The following is a 22,463-nucleotide window of genomic DNA, read 5'->3' as shown; positions in this document are numbered from 1 at the left end:
TATAGTGATTAATTTTAAAGCAGCAATGTAGTAAAGTTAGCTTAGAAATATAAGGTAATATGATGAGTTTAAAAAGGATTGTAGTCGATTTTATTTGTCTATTTATAAAAGATAACAAAAAAAAATATTTCTTTAAAAAGAAATATGGTAGTAAAACTCCTTATATATTATATAGAAAAAATGCAAAAATTTATGAAAATATCTATATTCCTATCTACAAGCCTAATGTAAGACTATGTTCCATTGAACCCGAAATTTACAATAAAAAAGGTGAAAAAATTCGGGTCATGTTTTTAAGAGATCGCTATCGCCCTGATGCTTCATCGCAAACAAGTAACCTTATCTATTGGGATAAATACAATTTCGAATTGCCTTTACATTTATATACCCATGGTCGTATGTTAGAAACAATGGGGTCACCACGTAATCGTTTTGGTGCTCTAGTTGAAACAAAAGGTATAAAACCAGATAGTTATGATATATTCAAAAACTATCTGGGGTTAGAAAAAGATTTTGATTTGATATTTACCTATGATGAAAAATTATTAAACGAAATACCAAATGCTCGATTTGTTCCTTTTTGTGCAGACATAAAACTTTTTACAAGAGATTTTATTATGTTACCTAACTTAGAGGGAATCTTTCAACAAAACTTATTTTATGAAAAGATAAAAAATATATCCATGATATCTTCCGGAAAAAGATTATGTGATTTACATCTTAAACGAATTGCGACTGCGATTAAATTAAAAAATAATCCCAATGTTGATACGTTTGGAACGTTTGACGGTGGTAACATTGTTGAACCTTATGATACTTTGAAAGATTATCGGTATTCTATTATCTTTGAAAATGAAATATCACCATATTGTTTTACCGAAAAATTGACAAATTGCTTTGCAACTCAGACAGTGCCTATCTACATTGGAGCGACTAAAATTTATGAATTTTTTGATGAAGATGGTATTATCCGAGTAGATGAAAGTGAAATTGATAATATTGAATATATAATTAATCAATGTAATGAGGCAGATTATTTATCTCGAAAAAAGGCGATTATGAAAAATTTCATTACCGTCCAAAAATTTGCAAATAATGAAGACTATATGTACAAAACTTATATAAAAGATAATTTTTGATATCGCGTTTTAATAATTTGTTCCAAAACTATTGGATTTAACTCAAAACGATAGCTTTTAATTAGTTGGTACAACAGTGGAAATAATAAATGATTAATATTAATGAATTCCTACAAAATAAAAAAGAAATAATTTTAAATAATAAAACATCGCCCGAACAATGGCATGTGCTTCTTTGTTTTGATGATGATTATGCCTTACCTGCAGGAGTAAATATCCACTCAATTATTAAAAATAATGCAGATAAAGCATTACATTTCCATTTATTTATGCAGAATGTATCAGATGCGAATAAAAGTAAAATAGCCCAACTTGCATCGGATTTAGTATCATTAACTGAATATGATATTAACGATAAACTCCAAATTCATACAAATAACACCAAATATTTTCCTGTTTCAGCTTGCCTACGCATAATTGCTCCATTAATTATATCTAAAGATATTAACAAATTACTTTATGTTGATAGCGATACATTATGTTTAGGATCATTAGAACAACTATTTAATACTAATTTAACTGATCAAGTTGTTGCTGCTGTCCCTGATGTTGAAAATACTCAAAAATCCCAATGCAAAAAATTTGAAATCGAATATGGTAATTATTTTAATTCCGGTGTAATTCTATATAACATCGAAAACTGGAATCAGTTAGATGTAACAAATAAAGCGCTAAATCTATTAAATGAAGGCGTAGCTTATAAATTCCCAGATCAAGATGTATTAAACCTTTTATTGAAAGATAAAGTATATTATCTTCCAAGAAAATATAATAATATTACAGTACTTACAGTTGAAGGAAATGAGGATTTGAAAGTATCTGATAACGCCATTTTTATTCATTATGTATCAGGTAGCAAACCATGGTTTAGACTTTATTTGACCCCTGTATATCAGCAATATATTAATGGATCGCCTTGGAGGGACACTTCATTATTATTAGCCAATAACAAATCACCTTCAACTACTCGCCGTTACGCTAAAATTTTATCGAATGAAGGTAAATATTGGAGAGCTGTTCTTTATTATACTCTATATTTAAAGCATAAAATTTGGAAAAAATGATTTAGCGAACTCAATAACATTTAGCTAAAATTGTATAAATCCAAGTAATCATTATTGGTGAAGAATAAAATCAGTTATATTATGAATGCAAAACAATGTATAACACATTAACGGTTTATAATTATTTTAATTAAGGTTTACATGAATATTAACCCTCTAATATCGGTAGTTATCCCTGCTTATAATACAAAAGATGTGATTGAAAAGACCCTTAAATCAGTGGAGGCGCAGACTTATCAAAATTACCAAATGATAATTATTGATGATGGATCAACCGATGGCACATCACAATTGCTAGATGAATATCAGCAAAATAATAATAAATGTATTGTTTATCATCAAACTAATAGTGGGGTATCAGCAGCAAGGAATAAAGGGATAGAATGTTCTACAGGTGAGTTTATTTGCTTTTTAGATAGTGATGACACTTATGCTCCTACCTTTTTTGAAACAATGTTATTACGACAACAGCAAACACATGGCAACATTGTTTATTGTGGATTTTATCGGATAAAAAAAAGTAGTATTGTTAAAGAGATATTTAATTTTAATGAGGGTAATATTGTCAAAAGTTTTCTTGAAAAATGCTTTCATATCTCAGGTATGCTGTTTAGACGTTCATTTTTAATCGACAATAACATCACATTCGATATCGATCTAAAAGTGTGTGAAGATATTTTCTTTACGATCAAAACAATAACTAAAAGTGATGTCTTTGTGGTAAAAGAGCACTTATTTAATTATTTTTATCGTGAAAAATCAGTAACAAATGCAACTGCAATAATTGATTTATATTTAGAAGATATTAACACATGGTCACGTATACAATTTTATTTAAATCAGAATTATCATTGTGAAGATCAACTTATTGTAAAGCAGTTGGTTCAATCAATTTTAGTCAAACTAAAAACAAAACTATTAATTGAATATTTAAAAAACTTCAACTACAAGCAAATTCGTAATTATCTTAATAAAGATTTAGGATTTATCAATGAGATAAAAATTGTTGATACACAATACTTACGTAAAACTGATCAAAAAAAAATAAAAATTATCAAATCTACTAACTTAATGGTTTGGATTTTTGGTAGCTTATATTATCGATATATTAGGCGTGGTTCAAAAAAGTAACTAAATGGATAAGTAGAAGTGTTTAATCTAATTAAACTGTAATAACAGGGCAGAAACAATATGAATAATCAAAAAATAAATATAGCCTTTTGTACAGATAGTAATTATCTTGAATATGTCGCAATTGCAATAAAATCAATTCAATTAAATAATTTACATAATTCTATACAATTCTATGTATTTTTATATGATGTTCCGAAAAGTGAACTTCAAATCTTTCAAAAACTTGATGCCCCTATTGAAATTCTGACAATTGACCAGCAAGAAATAGAAAAATATCAAAATGAGCATAAATTAAAACATATTAACCGTTCAATGTATATTCGGTTATTAGTCCCTCGACTACTATTAGGTAAAGTGGATAAATTTATCTATTTAGATGCTGATACGCTCTGTTTCAAAGACATATCTTCAATTAAACAGGTTGATATTGATACTGTAATATGTGCAGTAGTTTCAGACTCATTAAAACAGCAAAACGTAGCTAAAAATGTTAGTCGATTAAAATTAAATTCAGCGAATTATTTTAATTCTGGGTTCCTTTATATTAATACCAAAAATTGGTGTGAATTTGACGTTGAAAATAAAGTTAATGCCATTTTATTAAATCCTCAGTCAAAACTGATTTATCCAGATCAAGATGCATTAAATCTTGTTTTACAAAATCATATTAAATTTATTGATTGTAGATGGAATTATCTTTTTACTTGGATGACTGAATCTGAAAAAGAACAATTTTTTTACCATGAAGATACTCTTCCTTATATTATCCATTTTACTGGAGCAAGAAAGCCTTGGTATCTTGAGCATATTGGGTTAGCTCAAAACTTATATGTTTTTTATAAACATTTCACGCCATGGCATAAGCAACCTTTAAAAAGTTATCTTCCGAGAATGAGAATTAATGATTATCGTATTTATGGAAAGTCCTTTTTAAAAAAAGGTAAATTATTTAAAGGGACAAAATTTTTAATAACTTATTTATTATTGAAATTAAACAAGAAAGAAAAAAATAACAAACCAAGCTAGGATTTAAAGAGTATGAGTAATTTTGTGTGGCAAATAAAGTTTTTACGTAAAAAAATAAAATTATTTTTTCTAAATACAATAAACAAACTATTAATATGCTGTTTTCCTAAAAGAAAAGAGGAATTTGATCCTTCAAAAATAAAAACAATTTTAATTGCTCGTAATGACAAAATTGGCGATTTGGTAGTGACCACCCCGTTAATCAAAAATCTCGCGCAAGCAGGCTATGATGTATATGTATCATCGCAACAAGGAAGTCTGGCTATTATTGAGCATAACCCATATGTAAAAGGCACTTTTAGCTACAATGACTATTCAATAAAAGATTTATTTCATACCATAAAAAAAATTAGGAAAAAGCATTTTGACCTTGTTATTGACACTAGGCCTTTTTATTCTTTCGAGATGAGAAAAATTATATTTTGCGCTTTTACCAACTCAACTCATTTAATGGGATTTAATAAAAGCAATGTGAAAACTTATAATATATCTATCCCTTATTATGATAATAATGCTCATATAACAAATCAGCTAAATATGGTATATACCTATTTAAATGTGAGAACTCATGATTACAGTTATGACCTTCATACATCATCAGCAAACGAAAAATATATATTAGATTTTTTATCCCAAAATAATATAGACAAATTTGTTATCGTTAATCCTTTTGGTGGAGCAAGAAAGCGGGAATTATCTCAATGGCAAATGGAATGCCTTGTATCAAGTTTGAAAGAAACAAAGTTTGGTTATCAAATAGTATTTATTGGTGAACCTAATAAACTGAATAAAATTGATGCAAAATTAGGATTAAAATTTAAATCTAACTCAATTTTAGATATTGTTGCCTTAGTAAAAAAATCATCATATGTAGTAACCGTTGACACTTCTATTGTTCATATCGCAGCCGCCTTTAATTTGCCATGCTTAACGATCTATTCTGAATCTATCTTATATGAAGAAACTGATGATATTAATTTAAAAATGCGAAGAAAATGGAAAAACTATTTTAAGCAGTCTTGTAATTATCTTGTTGATAAGACTTATTTAAACCAACATAACTTAACAGTTGAATTACCTTATTGTTATGAACAATTATGGGCACCAAATAACCCAAATGCCAAACAAATTGTTTTTTATAAGTCTTTTTTAGGTAAAGTAGATAATAATGAATTTATCAATCGGATTTCGGATAGTATGCCATAATGAAATTTAACAAATTATTTTTATAGACTCAAATCAATATTAATCTGCCATTTGGTAATAAAACCTAATTTACCAAATGGATAATTTATTTAGTAAATATTTTTTTAGTTACTCTTATTTTTAGTATTATTTCATTAAATTAGGTTTGAATTCAAATATATCTTTTTTGAAAAGTTATTGTTATAGTATGACTAATTCATAGGTTATTAATTATCCCATTCCATTGTAATAAATACAGCTGTTTTACACTGTTTCTTATAGTATAACCTTGTATAATTTATTAAATAATTTTTAAAAGTTTATTTAAAGCTGTTTTTTTTAATTAGGTGTGATTTAAGTGATTGATGATTTTGCAGATAATGGTTTGCTAGCTAAAACTATTGAAGGCTTTGTGGCTCGAGAACCACAAAGGATCATGGCAAGTAAAATTACTGAGTCAATAAAAAAACAGCAATCGCTTGTTGTTGAAGCAGGAACTGGAACGGGTAAAACATTTGCTTATTTAGTACCTGCTTTGCGAAGTGATAAAAAAGTAATATTGTCAACTGGTTCTAAAAACCTACAAGAACAGTTATTTAGTAAAGACTTGCCAATTATCAAAAAGGCATTGAATTACACGGGCAAAGTATCGTTGCTTAAAGGACGCTCTAATTACCTTTGTTTAGAACGGTTGTATCACCAATATGCTGCTGCGGGTGATCTTAATAAAGAGCTAAGAGTGGATTTAGCACGTGTAAAGAACTGGTCAATTAAAACAAAAGATGGTGATATTAGCAAATGTGCTAACGTGACTGAAGAGAATGCAATTTGGACAATACTGACGAGCACTAATGAGTCTTGTCTTGGCAGTGATTGCGAGCATTATAACGATTGTTATGTTGTCAAAGCCCGTAAACGTGCATTAAATGCAGATATTGTTGTAGTTAATCATCATCTATTTTTGGCGGATATTGTTGTTAAAGATACTGGATTTGGCGAACTTATACCTAAAGCTGATGTCATGATTTTTGATGAAGCACATCAATTGCCAGATTTAGCTTGTCATTATTTTGGGCAACAATTGAGTAGCAGGCAATTATTTGATTTATCTAAACAAATTATGCTTTGTTATCGGACGGAAGTAAAAGATATGTCTCAATTACAGCAGTGTGCAGATAAATTGCAAAAAAGTGTTCAAGATCTACGTATCATTGTTAGCCAGCAAGCCCCAAAAGGAAACTTGCGATATCTTTTGAGTCAAGAATCAATAAAAAATGAGTTGTCTTATCTATTTGATGTATTGAACTTTTGTCATGAGATTCTATTATTGGGTTTAGGGCGGTCCACCACATTAGATAACTGTTTTGAACGAGTGAATCAATATATTTTACTTTTAAAAAGATTAAGCGAAACAAAAGTAATGGGGTTTAGTTACTGGTATGAAAGTACACCTAACTATTTTATATTTGCTTTAACACCCTTATCCGTTTCGGATAAATTTGCTGAACTGTTAGTTGAACGAAAAGGATGCTGGATATTTACTTCTGCAACATTATCGGTTGATAATCAATTAGGCTATTTTACTAAACGTTTAGGACTAATTAATGCCGATTCATTGATACTAGAAAGCCCTTTTGATTATCAACATCAAACGATATTATGTGTTCCTCGTTATATTCCTTCTCCTAATGAAAAAGGTAATGCTGAAAAACTTGTTGAAATTTTATTACCTGTAATCGAAGCAAATAACGGGCGTTGTTTTTTCTTATGTACTTCTTACGCCATGGTGAATGCTTTAGCTAAGCAATTTAGGGAACTAATACAATTACCAGTGCTAGTCCAAGGGGAAACCAGCAAAATTAAGTTACTTGAACAGTTTATTCAAAGCGGCAACGCATTATTAATTGCTACTAGTAGCTTTTGGGAAGGCATTGATGTTAGAGGCGATACTCTATCATGTGTTATTATAGATAAATTGCCTTTTATATCACCAGAAGATCCATTGATTAAAGCTCGGATGGAAGATTGCCAAATGCAAGGTGGTGACGCATTTGATGAAGTACAGTTACCCGAAGCGGTAATCACTTTAAAACAAGGTGTTGGGCGATTAATTCGCCACCATGATGATCGGGGGGCGATTATTATCTGTGATAATCGTCTAGTGATGCGACCTTATGGTGCAACTTTTATTAATAGCTTGCCACCTTCGCCAAGAACTCGAGATGTTAATAAGGTTATTAATTTCCTATTAACTAAACGCTGATTTGAAAAGATTAATTATTTTGAGGAAAAAATGAGTACTATTTTAGCCATTGATACTTCAACAGAAGCCTGTTCCGTAGCTTTGTCCTACCAGAACGAAATCACATATGATTTTATTATCTCTGCTCGCGATCATACCAAACAAATATTGCCAATGGTTGATAAATTACTCAAACAATCTGATTGTTCACTTTCAAAAATTGATGCAATCGCTTTTGGACAAGGTCCTGGTAGTTTTACTGGTGTTCGAATCGGCATTGGGGTTGCACAAGGTTTGGCTTTAGGCATTGATAAACCAATGATTGGTGTATCAACTCTTATGACTTTAGTGCAAGGTGTATACCGTACAGAACAGGCAACAGATATAATTGCAGCTATTGATGCGAGAATGAATGAAGTTTATTTAGGGCAGTATCGTTATATTAATAATCAATGGCAAACGATAATACCCGAATGCGTTATTGCTCCGGAACAAGTAATCGAAAAAGTGCAGAATATTAATGAAAATAGTTATAGTGCTGGTACCGGATGGCAAACTTACCCAAATATGCTTAACAATATAAAACGAAGTAATATTTTACTGCCTCATGCTCAAGATTTAATTGTGATTGCAGATCAAAAATGGAAAAGAAAAGACATAATTAACGTTGAAGAAGTTGAACCAACTTATTTGCGTAATGAAGTAACATGGAAAAAACTACCTGGACGTCAATAAAATAGAGTAAACATAAAAATTTAAGCCTCATTTTTGGGGCTTAAATTTTATATGAAAATTATTAATATTACTTATTCTTTATAAAGTCCTAAATGCTCTTTTGCATAAGCTTCGAAATCAGTACAACCGCCGATTGGTTTTTCATCAATAAAAATCTGTGGAACTGTTTCTACAGGTTTTCCAACGCTCTTAGATAAATCTTCTTTCGTGATACCTTCAGCATTAATATCTACATAACGATATGAAAAATCATCGCGTTCTTGTGAAAGCTTTTCGGCAAGCTCTTTTGCTCGCACACAGTAAGGACACCCTTGACGCCCGAAAATTACGGTATACATTTAACACCTCTGGTAAGTGAATTTAAGTTGCATTTACTATACTTAACTTTTAGAAAATTAAAAGTATCTAATTATAGTTAATCAAAAAGATTATATCCATTAATTTGACTGTTTGAAAGTGAGTTAGCTTTAAAAATAGTATCTAGCGAGTTTTTCCATTATTTTCAATTTTATGTTCTATTTATCAATACATAAGCAGTGAGCCATCTTTTGTTATCTTTGTGACCAAATAATAGATTATAATCTAACTTTGATAACTAATTGGGTGTAAATATGTTAAAAAAAATTTTATTTGTTTTAGTATTATTTCCCTTCATGGTTTTTGCATCTTATAAGGAATGCATGGTTAAACCAAGTTACAATATAACAATTAATGACCAAAATGTGCATATTTTTAATAAAAAAAGTGATATGTTAATATTACCTGATGGTGAGGTAATTTTTAATGGTAAATCGATAGCCTTAGGGTCACAATTACAAAATGTAACAACTCAATTTCAGCAAGAGTTACGGCAACATCTACCACAATTGGAACAACAGACTTTAAATTTGTTAAGAGAAGTATATGAAATATTTGAAAAGGCGATTCAAACAAGATTAAATAATGATAGCCAACTAAGTAGCGAATTAAAAACATTATATAAGCGTCTTGTAAACTTATTACAGCAATCAATAGTTACTATCAACAATGAAACCTATTTTAATTATAAGAATTATAATAATTTAAAAAAAGATGGTGAAGCTATTGGTCAAGAAATTTTTTTAAATGTTGTGGGAAACAGTATTTTACAACTAAATATATTTAAAAATTACAATGCAATTAAACAAATATCTAAAAAAGAATGGAAATTGCAAAAACCGAAATTAAAAGTATTTGATGAGTATGTTTGTTCTGTTATTACCCATATAGATGAGCAATATCAAAAAATATTAATTTATCTTAATCAATTGAATGACAAGTGAATAGACATTAATAAAAACTTTTGCGAGAATATTATTTTTATTTGGATAAAGAATTAAAGCCCATGACTGCACATATAATTGATGGTAAAGCATTAGCACAACAAGTGCGAAATGACATTGCGACTAAGGTAAAAATTCGGATTGAAAAAGGGTTATTTGTCCCTGGGCTTGCAGTAATACAAGTGGGTTCAGATCCTGCATCGAAAATTTATGTTAAAAATAAGCGAAAAGCTTGCGAAGATGTTGGTTTTATTTCATTTGATTATGACTTTCCTTATTCGACGACGGATGAACTGTTAGCACTAATTGATGAATTAAATTGTCGCATTGATGTGCATGGGATTTTAGTACAACTTCCATTACCCGATAACATCGATAAAACTAAAGTGCTTGAACGCATAGAGCCGAGTAAAGACGTAGATGGTTTTCATCCATATAATATTGGGCATTTATTACAACGTGACCCAATTTTACGCCCATGTACTCCTTATGGTATAGTTAAACTATTAAAATCTACAGGTATAAACCTATCTGGATTAAATGCTACTGTTGTTGGTGCATCAAGTATTGTTGGTCGCCCAATGGCCTTAGAATTGTTGCTATTAGGTTGTACAACAACCATTACTCATAGTCGAACAATAGATCTTGCAAAACATGTAAATAATGCTGATATTGTGATTGCTGGTGTAGGTATACCTAATTATGTAAAAGGTGAATGGATAAAACCAGGTGCAATTGTAATTGATGTTGGTATTAATCGTTTACCTGATGGTAAACTAGTTGGGGATGTCGAGTTTGATACAGCCATGAAGCGTGCTGGTTGGATCACACCTGTTCCTGGTGGTGTAGGTCCGATGACAGTAGCAATGTTAATGAGCAATACGCTTGAAGCATGCGAAAAATTTAATAAATAAATTATTTTATGTTAGACACATTTTTAATGTATTGAAATAAATCATTTAAAAATGGAAAATAAGGAACATGTTATGATCATACTTCATACTAATTTAGGTGACATTAAAGTTAAAACTTTTAATGATAAAGCACCAGAAACAGTTAAGAATTTTATTGAATATTGCCAAGAAGGTTTTTATAATAATACTATTTTTCATAGGGTTATTGATGGTTTTATGATTCAAGGCGGTGGCTTTGAACCCGGTATGAAACAGAAAAAAACAAAGGCGCCAATTAAAAATGAGGCGGATAATGGCATAAAAAATAATCGTGGGACATTGGCGATGGCTCGCACCCCAGATCCTCATTCGGCAACTGCACAGTTTTTCATTAACGTGGTTGATAATGATTATTTGAATTTTCGCTCGCCAGATATGAGTGGTTATGGCTATTGTGTTTTCGCTGAAGTTGTAGACGGGCTTGACGTTGTAGATAAAATTAAATCCGTAAAAACCGGGCGCGATGGTATGCATTCTGACGTCCCAGTTGAAGATGTCATCATTACGAGTGTTACGGTTGAATAATCCTGCCCGTTATTTTATTGCTGATATTCATCTAGCAGACAATGAGCCTGCCTCCGGTCATTTTGGCGTGTTGGGAGGCTTTCTATCTTTTTTAGATACCTTACCTGAGAAATGTGAATTATATATTTTAGGTGATCTGTTTGATTATTGGGTTGGTGATGATGTGAGAACCAATTTGAATAAGAAGATTGCTCAAGCATTAAATGCACTATCCCAAAAGCAGATTACTAAATATTTTGTACATGGTAATCGTGATTTTTTATTAGGGAATAAATACGCTCAATTATGTGATATGACGATTTTGTCTGATATTAGCAGCTTACCAAATCAGGACAAAAATATCATTTTATTACATGGAGATTTATTGTGTATAGATGATCTGCAATATCAAAAATTTCGTAATGTTATGCACAATAAATGGCTTCAAAAGCTATTTTTATTTTTACCATTTTTCATTCGACTGAAAATTGCAGATAAATTGCGAAAGAAAAGTAGCCAGCATAATCAAATAAAACCTCAAACTATTATGGATGTGAATCAGCAAGCTGTAGTTGAAATGATGATTAAACATAATGCAAATATTATGGTACACGGTCATACTCACAAACCAGCAAACCATCATTTTTTCATTGAAGGTAAATCTGTATCTAGAATTGTACTGGGTGCATGGCATGATGGTATTTCGTACATTAAACAGGAACAAAATAGTAACCAATTAAAACTCTATAGCCATTCTTTCAAATAGTTGGTCTTTAAAATATGTTCTGTTTTACCATAATTTATTAATTTACCTTGTTCTAAAATGGCGACATGGTTAGCTATTTTTTTTACTTCATTAATATTATGCGTGACATAAATAATGGGAATATCAAAATTATAATTTAATTTTTGAATATAGGTTAATAACTCTTTTTTTCTAGGCATATCAAGTGCAGAAAGTGGTTCATCCATTAGTAATAATGTTGGATCCGTTAATAATGCTCGGCCTATAGACACACGCTGTTTCTCACCACCTGATAACATTGCTGGATAACGGTTTAACAATGAACGAATATTAAGTACATCAACGATCTCATCAAACCTATTATAGGTTAATTCATTCATCCCATAAGTGAGATTTTTGATGATTTTATAATGAGGAAATAGTAAAGCATCTTGAAAAACAGTACCAATATGCCTGTTTTCTGGTACGACAAATAGATTATTATTAGTATCAACAAGTAGTTTATCATTAAGGATAATATAACCGTGATCCGGCTTAGTTAATCCATTAATCATGCTTATTAACGTTGACTTACCTGAACCGGAAACACCTAATATTGCAGTAATACCTTGGCAGGGAATGTCATGATGAAATTGAAATAAAAAAGAAGGGATCTGCTTATTAATATGTATCTTTAACATAGTTTATTGCCCAGATAATTTATTTTTATGCCTACGGTTCAATGCTTCTGATAAAACTAGTGCAATTAATGACAATAGAATAGAAATAGTACATAATCGTAACGCTGCTGATTCACCATTTGGGGTCTGTAATAATGTATACATTGCTAATGGTAATGTGCGCGTTTCACCTTGAATATTGGATACAAAGGTAATAGTTGCGCCAAACTCACCTAAACAACGTGCAAAGCTTAAAATCACCCCCATTAAAATCCCCGGAAAAGCTAAAGGTAAAGTGATAGTCATGAAGACACGAAATTTATGTGCACCGAGTGTTCGAGCTACATTTTCTAAACGCGTATCTATTGATTCAATAGCCAAACGAATTGAGCGCACCATAAGTGGAAAAGCAACCACTCCTGAAGCTAACGCAGCACCTTGCCAATTGAAACTAAAGCTAATGTTTAAATATTCATTTAACCACTGACCAATAACACCACGTCGCCCCATAGTTAATAGCAATAAATAACCTAAAACAACAGGCGGTAACACTAACGGAAGGTGTACAAAACTGTCAAACAAGGACTTACCAAAAAATTTGCATCGAGCTAAAACCCAAGCAGTTAAAATTCCTATCGGCAAACTAAAAAATATTGCCGCACTAGCTATTTTTAAGCTTAGTAATAATGTTTGCCATTCAATTTCGGTCAATATCATATGCGTAATTTACTGTTTAGTTATAAACCCGTATTTTTCAAAGATAACTTTGGCTTGTGGTGATTGTAAATATTGATAAAAATTTATCGCATTAGTATTTAGTAAGGTTATTGGATATTCAATTGACTTAAAAGTATTGGTAGGAAAAATACCGATAATTTTTACTTTATCACTTACTCTAGCGTCAGTATTATATACAATCCCGAGGGCAGCTTCATTACGCTCCACTAACATAAGAGCATCACGAACATTGGTGGCAGGAGCAAATCGTGATGATAATTTATCAAAAACGCCTAAATTAATGAGTGATTCTTTGGCATAAAGTCCTGCTGGAACATGTTCAGGATCACCAAGAGCTATTCTTTCTTCTTTAGGTAAGATTTTATCCCAATCTGTTTTAGCATTAATTTCAATAGAATTTAATTTAGATTGTATTGGTGCGATTAAAACGAGAGTATTTTTTAATAAATCTTCTTTATTAGTCGTTAAATGATGATCAATAAGATAGGTCATCCATTTTTGATCCGCTGACATAAATATGTCTGCTAACGCACCTTGTTCAATCTGTTTAGCTAATATTGAGGAAGATGCAAAAGAAAACACAATATCGGCATCATTATGTTCATCTTTATAAATTGTTGCAATATCTTGCATAGCGTTGGTTAGGGACGCAGCTGCAAAGACTGTTATTTTTTCAGTAGCATTCGATGAGAAAATCAGCACCACTGTAGCAGCAGTAAAAATCATTCCAAATATTTTTTGCATTTTATTCCTTACATAATTGAGATGCCAATCTTATTTTTTATAAGTATGCTGCCATAACTTATATTTATCACCTTTATTAATTAGTGTTATGTAAAATGAAATATAACGATATTACCAAACTTAATTTATAAAGTACAACTAAAGTTCAGTTTTAATACAATGTTCTATAAATATTAAGTTTATTTAATTTTTCGTATTATCAAAATTTTTATATAAGTAAATATGACCAATATTTGAGATGATTTTTCGTAAGTTTTGATGTCATATTGAAAAAGATTACAATGAGCTTTAGTGTGAGTAATAATTAAGCAAAAATGCTTTTTATGGTGTTAACGTTATGTTTTTCCAAGAAATACAATTAATATTAAATTAAAAACGATGGTCAAGAGAGTGATTGATTGTTAATTATCATCGGGTATAAAGTTATATATCACCAAGTTAACTCAATATATCGAGATTTTATGATTAATGGAATAGAGATAAATTATGCTATCCATTAATCCACAGCATATAATTATCGTGACTATTGTTTAGGTAAAGGAGGGATCATGTTAGAAATAGAAAAAGCATGCTTTAAGATAAATGACTTTAGAGTCTTTGATATTCAATCCCTGACTATTAAGCAAGGTAGTAATACGGCTTTTATTGGGCGTAATGGAAGTGGAAAATCCATATTAGTTAAAGCATTGGTTGGCGAGCAGCAACTCTTATTTGGTAAAGTGCTTAACGAATTTAAATCGATAACGCATATTTCGTTTGAGCAGCTACAAAAGTTGATTGATGATGAATGGAAACGAAATAATACCGACATGTTGAGTGAAGGTGAAAACGATACTGGATTAACAACAGCACAGATTATCCAAGAAAATAATTCGGACAATGTGCTTTGTCAAATGTTGGCTAAACAATTTGGAATAACTAACCTTTTATCTAGACGTTTTAAATATCTTTCAACAGGTGAGGCTCGTAAAACGCTTATTTGTAAGGCATTAATGCAACAACCAGAGTTACTGATATTAGATGAACCCTTTGATGGTTTAGATGTTGCATATCGAGAAAATTTGACCAATATACTTTCTGCCTTATCTGAGCAAGGTATTACTATTGTTTTAGTTTTAAATCGGTTTAATGAAATTCCCGCATTTATTAATAATATTGGTATATTAGCTGATTGCCAGCTGTTGAAATTTGGTTTAAAAGACACAATATTAGAGGATACAATGGTTAAGCAGCTAGTCTATTTAGAAAACATATCTAACTTACCATTGCCTGATGCTGATGGCCCAGCAATCCAACTAGCAGATGAATTAGATCGTATTAGTTTAAATAATGGTTATGTTAGATATGACAATAAAATCGTTATTAATGGATTAACTTGGCATGTTAAAGCACATCAAAATTGGCAAATTATCGGACCTAATGGTTCTGGCAAATCAACATTGTTAAGTTTAATCACCGGGGATCATCCTCAAGGTTATAATAATGACCTTACTTTATTTGGCCGCAAGCGAGGTTCTGGTGAGACAATATGGGAAATAAAACGACATATTGGTTACGTTAGTAGCAGTTTACATCTTGAGTACCGTATGAATATTAGCGTTAAAGCAGTATTAATATCGGGCTATTTTGATTCGATAGGTTTATACCAAGCTACAAGTGATAAACAAGTTAAATTGGCTGATGAATGGCTACAATTATTAGGTTTGCAATTGCAATCTGATAAACCATTTCATTCGCTTTCATGGGGGCAACAGCGATTAGTTTTAATAGCCAGAGCCTTGGTTAAACATCCCTCGCTGCTTATTTTAGATGAACCGTTACAAGGGCTCGATCATTTAAATAGAGAATTGGTTAAGAGATGGATAGATCGTTTAATTAAAGAGGGAAATACACAATTACTTTTTGTGTCTCATCATGTTGAAGATGCTCCAAAATGTATCACACATCGACTAACTTTTGTGCCTAATGTTGATTTTAGCTATCAATATAAGTTAGAGCAGATAAAATAAATTGTTAGTTTTCTACTATCAAATAATAGAATAAAAATAGAAAAAAACGATGTTTTTAGTATGTTATAAACCTCCTTTTTTTTCTCAAAAGTTGAAAAAAGTTTAAAAAGACTATACTTATAGAGTTATCCCCCAAGCCTGTGGATAACTCTGTTAGTAGTTTATTGAAAACAGTGATAAATTCAATTACTATCAGGATTTGTTTTAATTTGTTTAGATTGTAAGCTTTGATAATTATATTTAATTTTATCAATATGTTATTGTAAATCAAGCTTTCATTTTTCTGTCATGTTTTATTATTTTTATATTGTTTGAACAAAAAATATAATATTTTAAAAGGTCAAGTCCTTTTGGGGATAATTTTTTATTAATAGGTAAAATATTAGGTTGCGATAGAATGAAAAAATTCAAATTATGTTCTGATTTTAAACCTGCTGGTGATCAACCAGAAGCAATAAAGAAAATTAACCAAAATCTTGATGATGGGATTGCCCATCAAACATTATTAGGTGTAACAGGATCTGGAAAAACATTTACCATGGCAAATGTTATAGCCAAACATAACCGTCCAACAATTATTTTAGCTCCAAATAAAACCCTAGCAGCTCAATTATATGGTGAAATGAAGGCTTTTTTCCCCGAAAATGCAGTTGAATATTTTGTCTCTTATTATGACTACTATCAACCCGAATCTTATGTGCCTTCGACTGATACTTTTATTGAAAAAGATGCTTCAATAAATGAACATATTGAACAAATGCGTCTGTCTGCGACTAAATCGCTTCTAGAACGTCGTGATGTGGTGATTGTGGCATCTGTATCGGCAATTTATGGTTTAGGTGCACCTGAAACTTATATGTCAATGATTTTGCATTTAACGAAAGGGACAATCACCGATCAACGTTCAATTTTAACTAGATTGGCGGAATTACAATACACACGTAATGAAATTGGTTTCAGTCGTGGTACTTTTCGGGTACGTGGGGATGTAATCGATATATTCCCAGCAGATTCTGACGAGCTGGCTGTGCGTGTTGAACTATTTGATGATGAAGTCGAGCGTATTGTTATGTTCGACCCACTGACAGGTAATAGCGTTAATGAAGTATCACGAATTACTATTTATCCTAAAACACATTATGTTACACCAAGAAATATTATGGATGATGCTATTGCACAGATTAAACAAGAACTAAAGCAACGACAAAAAGTGCTATTAGACAATAACCGCCTTTTAGAAGAACAACGTTTAACTCAACGTACATTATTTGATATCGAAATGATGACAGAATTAGGTTATTGTTCAGGGATCGAAAACTATTCAAGATTTTTAGCACAACGTAACCCAGGCGATCCTCCAGCGACTTTATTTGATTATTTACCTGCTGATGGATTATTATTTATTGACGAATCCCATGTTGCTATTCCTCAATTAGGAGCTATGTACAACGGTGACCGTTCACGTAAACTTAATTTAGTTGAATATGGATTTCGATTACCCTCTGCTCTAGATAATCGACCATTAAAGTTTGCTGAATTTGAAAATATAATGCCGCAAACCATTTATGTTTCGGCAACACCTGCTAAATACGAAATTGAAAAATCAGGTGGTGAAATCATTGAGCAAGTGGTTAGACCGACCGGGTTGTTAGATCCTGTTATTGAAGTGAGGCCAGTTAATACCCAAGTTGATGATCTGCTTTCTGAAATTAAAATTCGTATTAATAATGATGAGCGAGTTTTAGTCACTACATTAACTAAACGTATGGCTGAAAACTTAACAGATTATTTATCTGAGCATAATGTTAATGTTAGATATCTGCATTCGGATATTAACACCGTTGAGCGTATGGAAATTATTCGTGATTTGCGTTTAGGTAAAGTAGATGTGTTGGTTGGGATTAACTTATTGAGAGAAGGATTAGATATTCCTGAAGTCTCTCTTATTGCCATTTTAGATGCAGACCGAGAAGGCTTTTTACGTTCAGAAAGTTCGTTAATTCAAACAGTTGGGCGCGCAGCCAGAAATGTAAATGGTAAAGCGATTTTATATGCGGATAGAATTACTCAAGCAATGCAAAAAACCATTGATGAAACTGCACGCCGTCGCAAAAAACAAGAGGATTTTAATACAGAACATAATATTACACCAAAATCGGTACGTAAAGAAATCAAAGATATTTTAGATGCAGGTTTAAGTACCAAAAAATCCATAACAAAAGTTGAAGCATTTGAACCGGGTAAACCGTATCACTATGTTTCGGTTAAAGAGGTTCAGGCTAAAGTCAAAGATCTTGAAGTAATGATGTACGAAGCGGCACAAAATCTAGAATTTGAAAAGGCAGGCGTATTGCGTGATGAAATAAAAAAATTACGTGCTGATTTTATTACTGTATCTTAATAAATTAAAAGAAGCATCATTAGAGATAATTCGAATTGAACCCGAAAATTGTTTGTAGGAGGTAGTGGTTCATAATGAAATTATTTACTATACCAGTATCCCTATCAATCTGGAAAATGATGCTTATGAGCAAATAAAAAGTGTGTTAGCAGAAATAAATCAAATTTTAGTGTTAACTAATGGTGATAAAAGATTATATTTTAGGCATAAATTCATTTGTGGTAAATAAAAGCGATTTTGTAGCAATAAAACAAGTATGCGATGAAAGGGGAATTAGGGAGTGTGAACTTGTTGATGACTGAGAACTTTAGGTAAATGCATGGCGATTACTTAGTTGAAGCCAAAATTATTGTGACTGTCAATGGATGAGCATAAAGCAATTATGCTCAAAAATAAATTTATTAAGTTTAATTACAAGTGAAAACTTAAAGTTACATTGCTTTTGCTTTATTAAGCCAAATTAAAACAATTTCTAATTTATAAAATAACCAAGCAACTTGTTAATTTTTTAAATTTATATTGAGTTAAAATTATTATTGTTATCCCCATGGGCAAAATATTAGTGTATACTTTGAGCACTTAATGGTTCAAATATTTAGATGGTTTTTTATGCGCACTCAACCTAAAGTTGCCATTGTAATGGGTTCTAAAAGTGATTGGAATACTATTCAACATGCTGCAAACGTGCTAGATGAATTAACTATTACTTACCATGTTGAAATCGTTTCTGCTCATCGTACTCCCGATAAGCTATTTCAATTTGCCGAAAATGCAAAACTAAAAGGATTTAATGTGATTATTGCAGGTGCTGGTGGTGCCGCGCATTTACCTGGTATGTTAGCTGCTAAAACCTTAGTGCCTGTATTAGGGGTACCAATTCAAAGTGAAGCACTAAATGGTGTAGATAGCTTATATTCAATTGTACAGATGCCCAAAGGTATTCCTGTTGGTACGTTAGCGATAGGTAAATCCGGAGCGGTTAACGCAGCATTACTTGCTGCACAAATACTTTCCTTGCATGATAAAGATATTTATCAACGCTTATCAACATGGCGATTAAGTCAAACTGATGATATTTTAAATCATCCCGATCCTAGAGTAGATGCATAATTATGAAACTTCAAACTGTTTGCGTGTTAGGTAATGGTCAATTAGGCCGAATGCTTAAGGAAGCCGGTGAACCTTTAGGAATAAAGGTTTTTCCTGTTGGATTAGATGTAGATCCTATCTCTATTCCCTACCAACAGTCTGTTATTACTGCAGAAATTGAAAGTTGGCCTGATACACCGTTCACGCAAATTTTAGCTAATCATCCCCATTTTATTAATCGAAATATATTTCCGCTAATAGCAGATCGTTTAACACAAAAACAACTGCTTAATGAATTAAGTTTACCTACTGCTAAATGGTTCGCTTTAGAACAACCTCAGGATTGGCCAAAATTGTTTACCGAACTTGGTGACCAAATCATTGTTAAATGCCGAACTGGTGGTTATGACGGGAGAGGGCAGTGGCGAATTAATATAGATAGTGACATATCGGTTCCGGATGATATTTATCACTATGCGATTGCTGAACAAGTGATTCCTTACGAAAAAGAGATGTCATTAGTTGGAGCACGTAACGCTAAAGGGGAGATGGCATTTTACCCTCTTACTAATAATTTACATCAAGAAGGTATTTTAAAAATATGTGTCGCTAAACCGAACGAATCACCTATATTACAAACCAAAGCAGAGCAGATGCTATCAGCCATTATGCATAAATTAAATTATGTGGGAGTTATGGCAATGGAATGTTTTGTTATCGGTAATGATTTACTAATCAATGAATTGGCTCCTAGAGTGCATAATAGTGGGCATTGGACACAAAATGGTGCATCGATAAGTCAATTTGAACTTCATCTTCGTGCAATATTGGGATTGCCACTCCCTATGCCTGATGTTTTTTCTACTTCTGTCATGATTAATTTAATTGGAATTAAATTAAATCCTAGCTGGTTATCCGTTGATTTAGTTCACCTGCATTGGTATCAAAAGGAAATTAGAACAGGTCGTAAAGTTGGGCATTTAAATTTAACTCATTATCAATCCGTTAAACTAAAACAATCTTTAACTCTTTTAACGTCATTTTTACCTACTGATTATCAATCATCGATTGAATGGGCAATACAAAAATTATAGTATTATAAATACAAAGGATTGAAATATGATAGATTTTAATAAAAAAATCAGCTATCAACGTTATACAAGTAAAGTATGTGAAGATTTAACCGATGCCTATTCAATTGTACGCCAGTTTGAAAGCGATCGTGGGAGAATCATTAATTCAGCCGCTATTCGACGTTTACAACAAAAAACGCAGGTTTTTCCGTTAGAGAGAAATTCAGTTGTCAGAACTCGCCTTACTCATTCTATGGAAGTACAGCAAGTCGGCCGTTATATTGTAAAAGAAATAATGTATCGACTTGGTAAATCGCGGAAGCTTAAAACATATGGGTTAGATAGTGCAATAATGTCAATAGAAAGTTTAGTTGAAATGGCTTGTTTAATGCATGATATAGGTAACCCCCCATTCGGGCATTTCGGTGAAAAAGCAATTAATCAGTGGTTTATTGAACGGTTGGGGATCGATACTCCATCTAAATACCCATTACTTGAGTTACAGGAATCGGATACTACCGAGCTTAAAAAATTAAAAACTAAAATTCGTCGAGATTTATCAAATTTTGAAGGTAATGCTCAAGCAATACGTTTGATACATAGTATTTTACGATTAAATCTTACTTATTCGCAAGTCGCTTCAATTCTTAAATACTCTAAGCCTGCTTATTGGGCAAAAAATGATGTGCCAGCTAAATTTTCTTATCTAATGAAAAAACCAGGATATTATTTATCTGAAGAACAATTCATTCAAAAATTATCTGAACAACTTGAAATTAAGCCATTCCATCGTTATCCGCTTACTTATATTATGGAAGCAGCTGACGATATTTCTTATTGTATTGCTGATCTTGAAGATGCTGTTGAGAAGAAACTGTTTACAGTGCAACAACTTTACCATTATTTAGAAAAAGCTTGGGGAACAATTAAAGATAATGATTTGTTTAGTAGAGTTGTAAAACGCCCATATGATAATTTAAAAAAAAATGGATTTAATGCTATTGCTATTGGGCAATTTTTTATGTACGTACGCGTTAATGCAATAGGAAAGCTTGTCCCTCATGCCGCTGAGCGCTTTATTGAAAATATTGAAGATATTTATCATGGTTCGTTTAACCATGCATTACTTGAAGATAATGGTGCAGAATATCAATTATTAAAAATATTTAAAAGGGTTGGGGTTGAACATGTTTTTAATCATGAATCGGTTGAAAACATTGAATTACAAGGTTACCGTATTATTAGTGGATTATTAGATATTTATAGTCCTTTATTAAATATGTCGACGGCTGAGTTTTTGAAGCTAGCCGAAGATAATGTTCATCAAGGTTATCCAATCGAAACCAGACTTTATCATAAACTGTCGGCTAAACATTGTGATGCTTACCAACAAGCGATTAAAAATATTGAAAAAATTGAACCAAGTTTTGCTTGTTGGGAGTTTTATTATCGATGCCGACTGATACAGGATTATATCAGTGGTATGACAGATCATTTTGCTTATGACGAATATCGTAAACTTATGGTAACTTTCTGATTTATTTTTTTCTTAAAAGTCAAATGGCAACCAAAAAGCATCATCACAATATTCGTGCATAATAGGCAGTGTTTTCTAGCTATTTGTTTAATAATTTTTTTAATAAGTAATTATTATTTAAATAAATACTGCCTATTTTGATTTATTGTTTTGTAATTATAATTCCATATGTTAACTCAATATTT

Annotated in this window: 20 protein-coding genes; 16 read left to right on the top strand and 4 right to left on the bottom strand. The window is 31.5% G+C overall.

Annotated features, from left to right (window positions below):
- The first annotated feature begins 62 nt into the window (after positions 1-62).
- From A9G34_RS06480 to tsaB, 7 genes are all read left to right on the top strand, one after another.
- Positions 63-1,139 carry a glycosyltransferase family 10 domain-containing protein gene (locus tag A9G34_RS06480; RefSeq protein WP_065569240.1) on the top strand — a complete coding sequence of 359 codons (1,077 nt, stop codon included), beginning with the start codon at positions 63-65 and terminating at the stop codon, positions 1,137-1,139.
- 89 nt (positions 1,140-1,228) lie between these two features.
- Complete coding sequence (locus A9G34_RS06475) at positions 1,229-2,203, top strand: glycosyltransferase family 8 protein (protein WP_065569239.1); 975 nt, start codon at positions 1,229-1,231, stop codon at positions 2,201-2,203.
- A 141-nt stretch (positions 2,204-2,344) separates the two neighbouring features.
- Entirely contained in the window at positions 2,345-3,334 is a 990-nt protein-coding gene (locus tag A9G34_RS06470; protein ID WP_034943353.1) for a glycosyltransferase family 2 protein, read from the top strand.
- 60 nt (positions 3,335-3,394) lie between these two features.
- Complete coding sequence (locus A9G34_RS06465) at positions 3,395-4,363, top strand: glycosyltransferase family 8 protein (RefSeq protein WP_065569238.1); 969 nt, start codon at positions 3,395-3,397, stop codon at positions 4,361-4,363.
- 12 nt (positions 4,364-4,375) lie between these two features.
- Positions 4,376-5,569 carry a glycosyltransferase family 9 protein gene (locus tag A9G34_RS06460; RefSeq protein ID WP_034943349.1) on the top strand — a complete coding sequence of 398 codons (1,194 nt, stop codon included), beginning with the start codon at positions 4,376-4,378 and terminating at the stop codon, positions 5,567-5,569.
- Between the two features lie 337 nt (positions 5,570-5,906).
- Complete coding sequence (locus A9G34_RS06455) at positions 5,907-7,811, top strand: ATP-dependent DNA helicase (protein WP_065569237.1); 1,905 nt, start codon at positions 5,907-5,909, stop codon at positions 7,809-7,811.
- Positions 7,812-7,841: 30 nt separating this feature from the next.
- Positions 7,842-8,525, top strand: a complete 684-nt coding sequence (tsaB, locus tag A9G34_RS06450) for a tRNA (adenosine(37)-N6)-threonylcarbamoyltransferase complex dimerization subunit type 1 TsaB (RefSeq protein WP_065569236.1) — start codon at positions 7,842-7,844, stop codon at positions 8,523-8,525.
- A 71-nt stretch (positions 8,526-8,596) separates the two neighbouring features.
- Here tsaB and A9G34_RS06445 read toward each other — a convergent pair whose 3' ends face one another.
- Positions 8,597-8,863, bottom strand: a complete 267-nt coding sequence (locus A9G34_RS06445; RefSeq protein WP_034943342.1) for a GrxA family glutaredoxin — start codon at positions 8,861-8,863, stop codon at positions 8,597-8,599.
- Positions 8,864-9,136: 273 nt separating this feature from the next.
- Here A9G34_RS06445 and A9G34_RS06440 point away from each other — a divergent pair, with 273 nt between their 5' ends.
- The 4 genes from A9G34_RS06440 (at position 9,137) to A9G34_RS06425 (ending at position 12,049) form a co-directional block, all read left to right on the top strand.
- Complete coding sequence (locus A9G34_RS06440; RefSeq protein ID WP_065569235.1) at positions 9,137-9,826, top strand: DUF2884 family protein; 690 nt, start codon at positions 9,137-9,139, stop codon at positions 9,824-9,826.
- A gap of 62 nt (positions 9,827-9,888) precedes the next feature.
- On the top strand, positions 9,889-10,740 hold the full coding sequence (folD, locus tag A9G34_RS06435; protein WP_065569234.1) for a bifunctional methylenetetrahydrofolate dehydrogenase/methenyltetrahydrofolate cyclohydrolase FolD: 852 nt from the start codon (positions 9,889-9,891) through the stop codon (positions 10,738-10,740).
- 72 nt (positions 10,741-10,812) lie between these two features.
- Entirely contained in the window at positions 10,813-11,304 is a 492-nt protein-coding gene (ppiB, locus tag A9G34_RS06430) for a peptidylprolyl isomerase B (RefSeq protein WP_034943336.1), read from the top strand.
- The gene (locus A9G34_RS06425; RefSeq protein WP_065569233.1) at positions 11,273-12,049 is read left to right on the top strand and encodes a UDP-2,3-diacylglucosamine diphosphatase; all 777 of its coding nucleotides are present in this window, start codon (positions 11,273-11,275) and stop codon (positions 12,047-12,049) included. The genes ppiB and A9G34_RS06425 overlap by 32 nt, the downstream gene beginning before the upstream one ends.
- Here A9G34_RS06425 and A9G34_RS06420 read toward each other — a convergent pair.
- From A9G34_RS06420 to modA, 3 genes are read right to left on the bottom strand one after another with little or no spacing between them, the layout of a single operon-like run.
- A complete protein-coding gene (locus A9G34_RS06420) occupies positions 12,028-12,708 on the bottom strand; it encodes an ATP-binding cassette domain-containing protein (RefSeq protein WP_034943332.1) in 681 nt (226 codons plus the stop codon). The genes A9G34_RS06425 and A9G34_RS06420 overlap by 22 nt on opposite strands.
- Before the next feature lie 3 nt (positions 12,709-12,711).
- On the bottom strand, positions 12,712-13,404 hold the full coding sequence (modB, locus tag A9G34_RS06415) for a molybdate ABC transporter permease subunit (protein WP_034943329.1): 693 nt from the start codon (positions 13,402-13,404) through the stop codon (positions 12,712-12,714).
- A 9-nt stretch (positions 13,405-13,413) separates the two neighbouring features.
- Positions 13,414-14,169, bottom strand: a complete 756-nt coding sequence (modA, locus tag A9G34_RS06410; RefSeq protein ID WP_065569232.1) for a molybdate ABC transporter substrate-binding protein — start codon at positions 14,167-14,169, stop codon at positions 13,414-13,416.
- A 548-nt stretch (positions 14,170-14,717) separates the two neighbouring features.
- On the opposite strand from modA, the gene modF reads away from it, so the two are divergent.
- The 5 genes from modF to dgt all read left to right on the top strand — a co-directional run bounded on the left by modF (position 14,718) and on the right by dgt (position 22,278).
- A complete protein-coding gene (gene modF, locus A9G34_RS06405) occupies positions 14,718-16,178 on the top strand; it encodes a molybdate ABC transporter ATP-binding protein ModF (protein WP_065569231.1) in 1,461 nt (486 codons plus the stop codon).
- A gap of 397 nt (positions 16,179-16,575) precedes the next feature.
- Positions 16,576-18,579 carry an excinuclease ABC subunit UvrB gene (gene uvrB, locus A9G34_RS06400; RefSeq protein WP_065569230.1) on the top strand — a complete coding sequence of 668 codons (2,004 nt, stop codon included), beginning with the start codon at positions 16,576-16,578 and terminating at the stop codon, positions 18,577-18,579.
- A 609-nt stretch (positions 18,580-19,188) separates the two neighbouring features.
- Entirely contained in the window at positions 19,189-19,689 is a 501-nt protein-coding gene (purE, locus tag A9G34_RS06395) for a 5-(carboxyamino)imidazole ribonucleotide mutase (protein WP_081295285.1), read from the top strand.
- Between the two features lie 2 nt (positions 19,690-19,691).
- A complete protein-coding gene (purK, locus tag A9G34_RS06390) occupies positions 19,692-20,762 on the top strand; it encodes a 5-(carboxyamino)imidazole ribonucleotide synthase (RefSeq protein ID WP_034943318.1) in 1,071 nt (356 codons plus the stop codon).
- Between the two features lie 25 nt (positions 20,763-20,787).
- Complete coding sequence (gene dgt, locus A9G34_RS06385) at positions 20,788-22,278, top strand: dGTPase (protein WP_034943315.1); 1,491 nt, start codon at positions 20,788-20,790, stop codon at positions 22,276-22,278.
- Positions 22,279-22,463: the final 185 nt, after the last annotated feature.

The organism is Gilliamella sp. Choc4-2, assembly GCF_001690355.1.
Taxonomy (GTDB): domain Bacteria; phylum Pseudomonadota; class Gammaproteobacteria; order Enterobacterales; family Orbaceae; genus Gilliamella; species Gilliamella apicola_A.
This window is presented reverse-complemented; position numbering and strand designations above follow the sequence as displayed.

Excerpts from the sequence above, each read along its gene's own strand:
- A9G34_RS06480 (WP_065569240.1), top strand. The coding sequence starts at position 63 with ATGAGTTTAAAAAGGATTGTAGTCGATTTTATTTGTCTATTTATAAAA.
- A9G34_RS06475 (WP_065569239.1), top strand. The coding sequence starts at position 1,229 with ATGATTAATATTAATGAATTCCTACAAAATAAAAAAGAAATAATTTTA.
- A9G34_RS06470 (WP_034943353.1), top strand. The coding sequence starts at position 2,345 with ATGAATATTAACCCTCTAATATCGGTAGTTATCCCTGCTTATAATACA.
- A9G34_RS06465 (WP_065569238.1), top strand. The coding sequence starts at position 3,395 with ATGAATAATCAAAAAATAAATATAGCCTTTTGTACAGATAGTAATTAT.
- A9G34_RS06460 (WP_034943349.1), top strand. The coding sequence starts at position 4,376 with ATGAGTAATTTTGTGTGGCAAATAAAGTTTTTACGTAAAAAAATAAAA.
- tsaB (WP_065569236.1), top strand. The coding sequence starts at position 7,842 with ATGAGTACTATTTTAGCCATTGATACTTCAACAGAAGCCTGTTCCGTA.
- A9G34_RS06445 (WP_034943342.1), bottom strand. The coding sequence starts at position 8,863 with ATGTATACCGTAATTTTCGGGCGTCAAGGGTGTCCTTACTGTGTGCGA.
- A9G34_RS06440 (WP_065569235.1), top strand. The coding sequence starts at position 9,137 with ATGTTAAAAAAAATTTTATTTGTTTTAGTATTATTTCCCTTCATGGTT.
- folD (WP_065569234.1), top strand. The coding sequence starts at position 9,889 with ATGACTGCACATATAATTGATGGTAAAGCATTAGCACAACAAGTGCGA.
- ppiB (WP_034943336.1), top strand. The coding sequence starts at position 10,813 with ATGATCATACTTCATACTAATTTAGGTGACATTAAAGTTAAAACTTTT.
- A9G34_RS06425 (WP_065569233.1), top strand. The coding sequence starts at position 11,273 with ATGTCATCATTACGAGTGTTACGGTTGAATAATCCTGCCCGTTATTTT.
- A9G34_RS06420 (WP_034943332.1), bottom strand. The coding sequence starts at position 12,708 with ATGTTAAAGATACATATTAATAAGCAGATCCCTTCTTTTTTATTTCAA.
- modB (WP_034943329.1), bottom strand. The coding sequence starts at position 13,404 with ATGATATTGACCGAAATTGAATGGCAAACATTATTACTAAGCTTAAAA.
- modA (WP_065569232.1), bottom strand. The coding sequence starts at position 14,169 with ATGCAAAAAATATTTGGAATGATTTTTACTGCTGCTACAGTGGTGCTG.
- modF (WP_065569231.1), top strand. The coding sequence starts at position 14,718 with ATGTTAGAAATAGAAAAAGCATGCTTTAAGATAAATGACTTTAGAGTC.
- uvrB (WP_065569230.1), top strand. The coding sequence starts at position 16,576 with ATGAAAAAATTCAAATTATGTTCTGATTTTAAACCTGCTGGTGATCAA.
- purE (WP_081295285.1), top strand. The coding sequence starts at position 19,189 with ATGCGCACTCAACCTAAAGTTGCCATTGTAATGGGTTCTAAAAGTGAT.
- purK (WP_034943318.1), top strand. The coding sequence starts at position 19,692 with ATGAAACTTCAAACTGTTTGCGTGTTAGGTAATGGTCAATTAGGCCGA.
- dgt (WP_034943315.1), top strand. The coding sequence starts at position 20,788 with ATGATAGATTTTAATAAAAAAATCAGCTATCAACGTTATACAAGTAAA.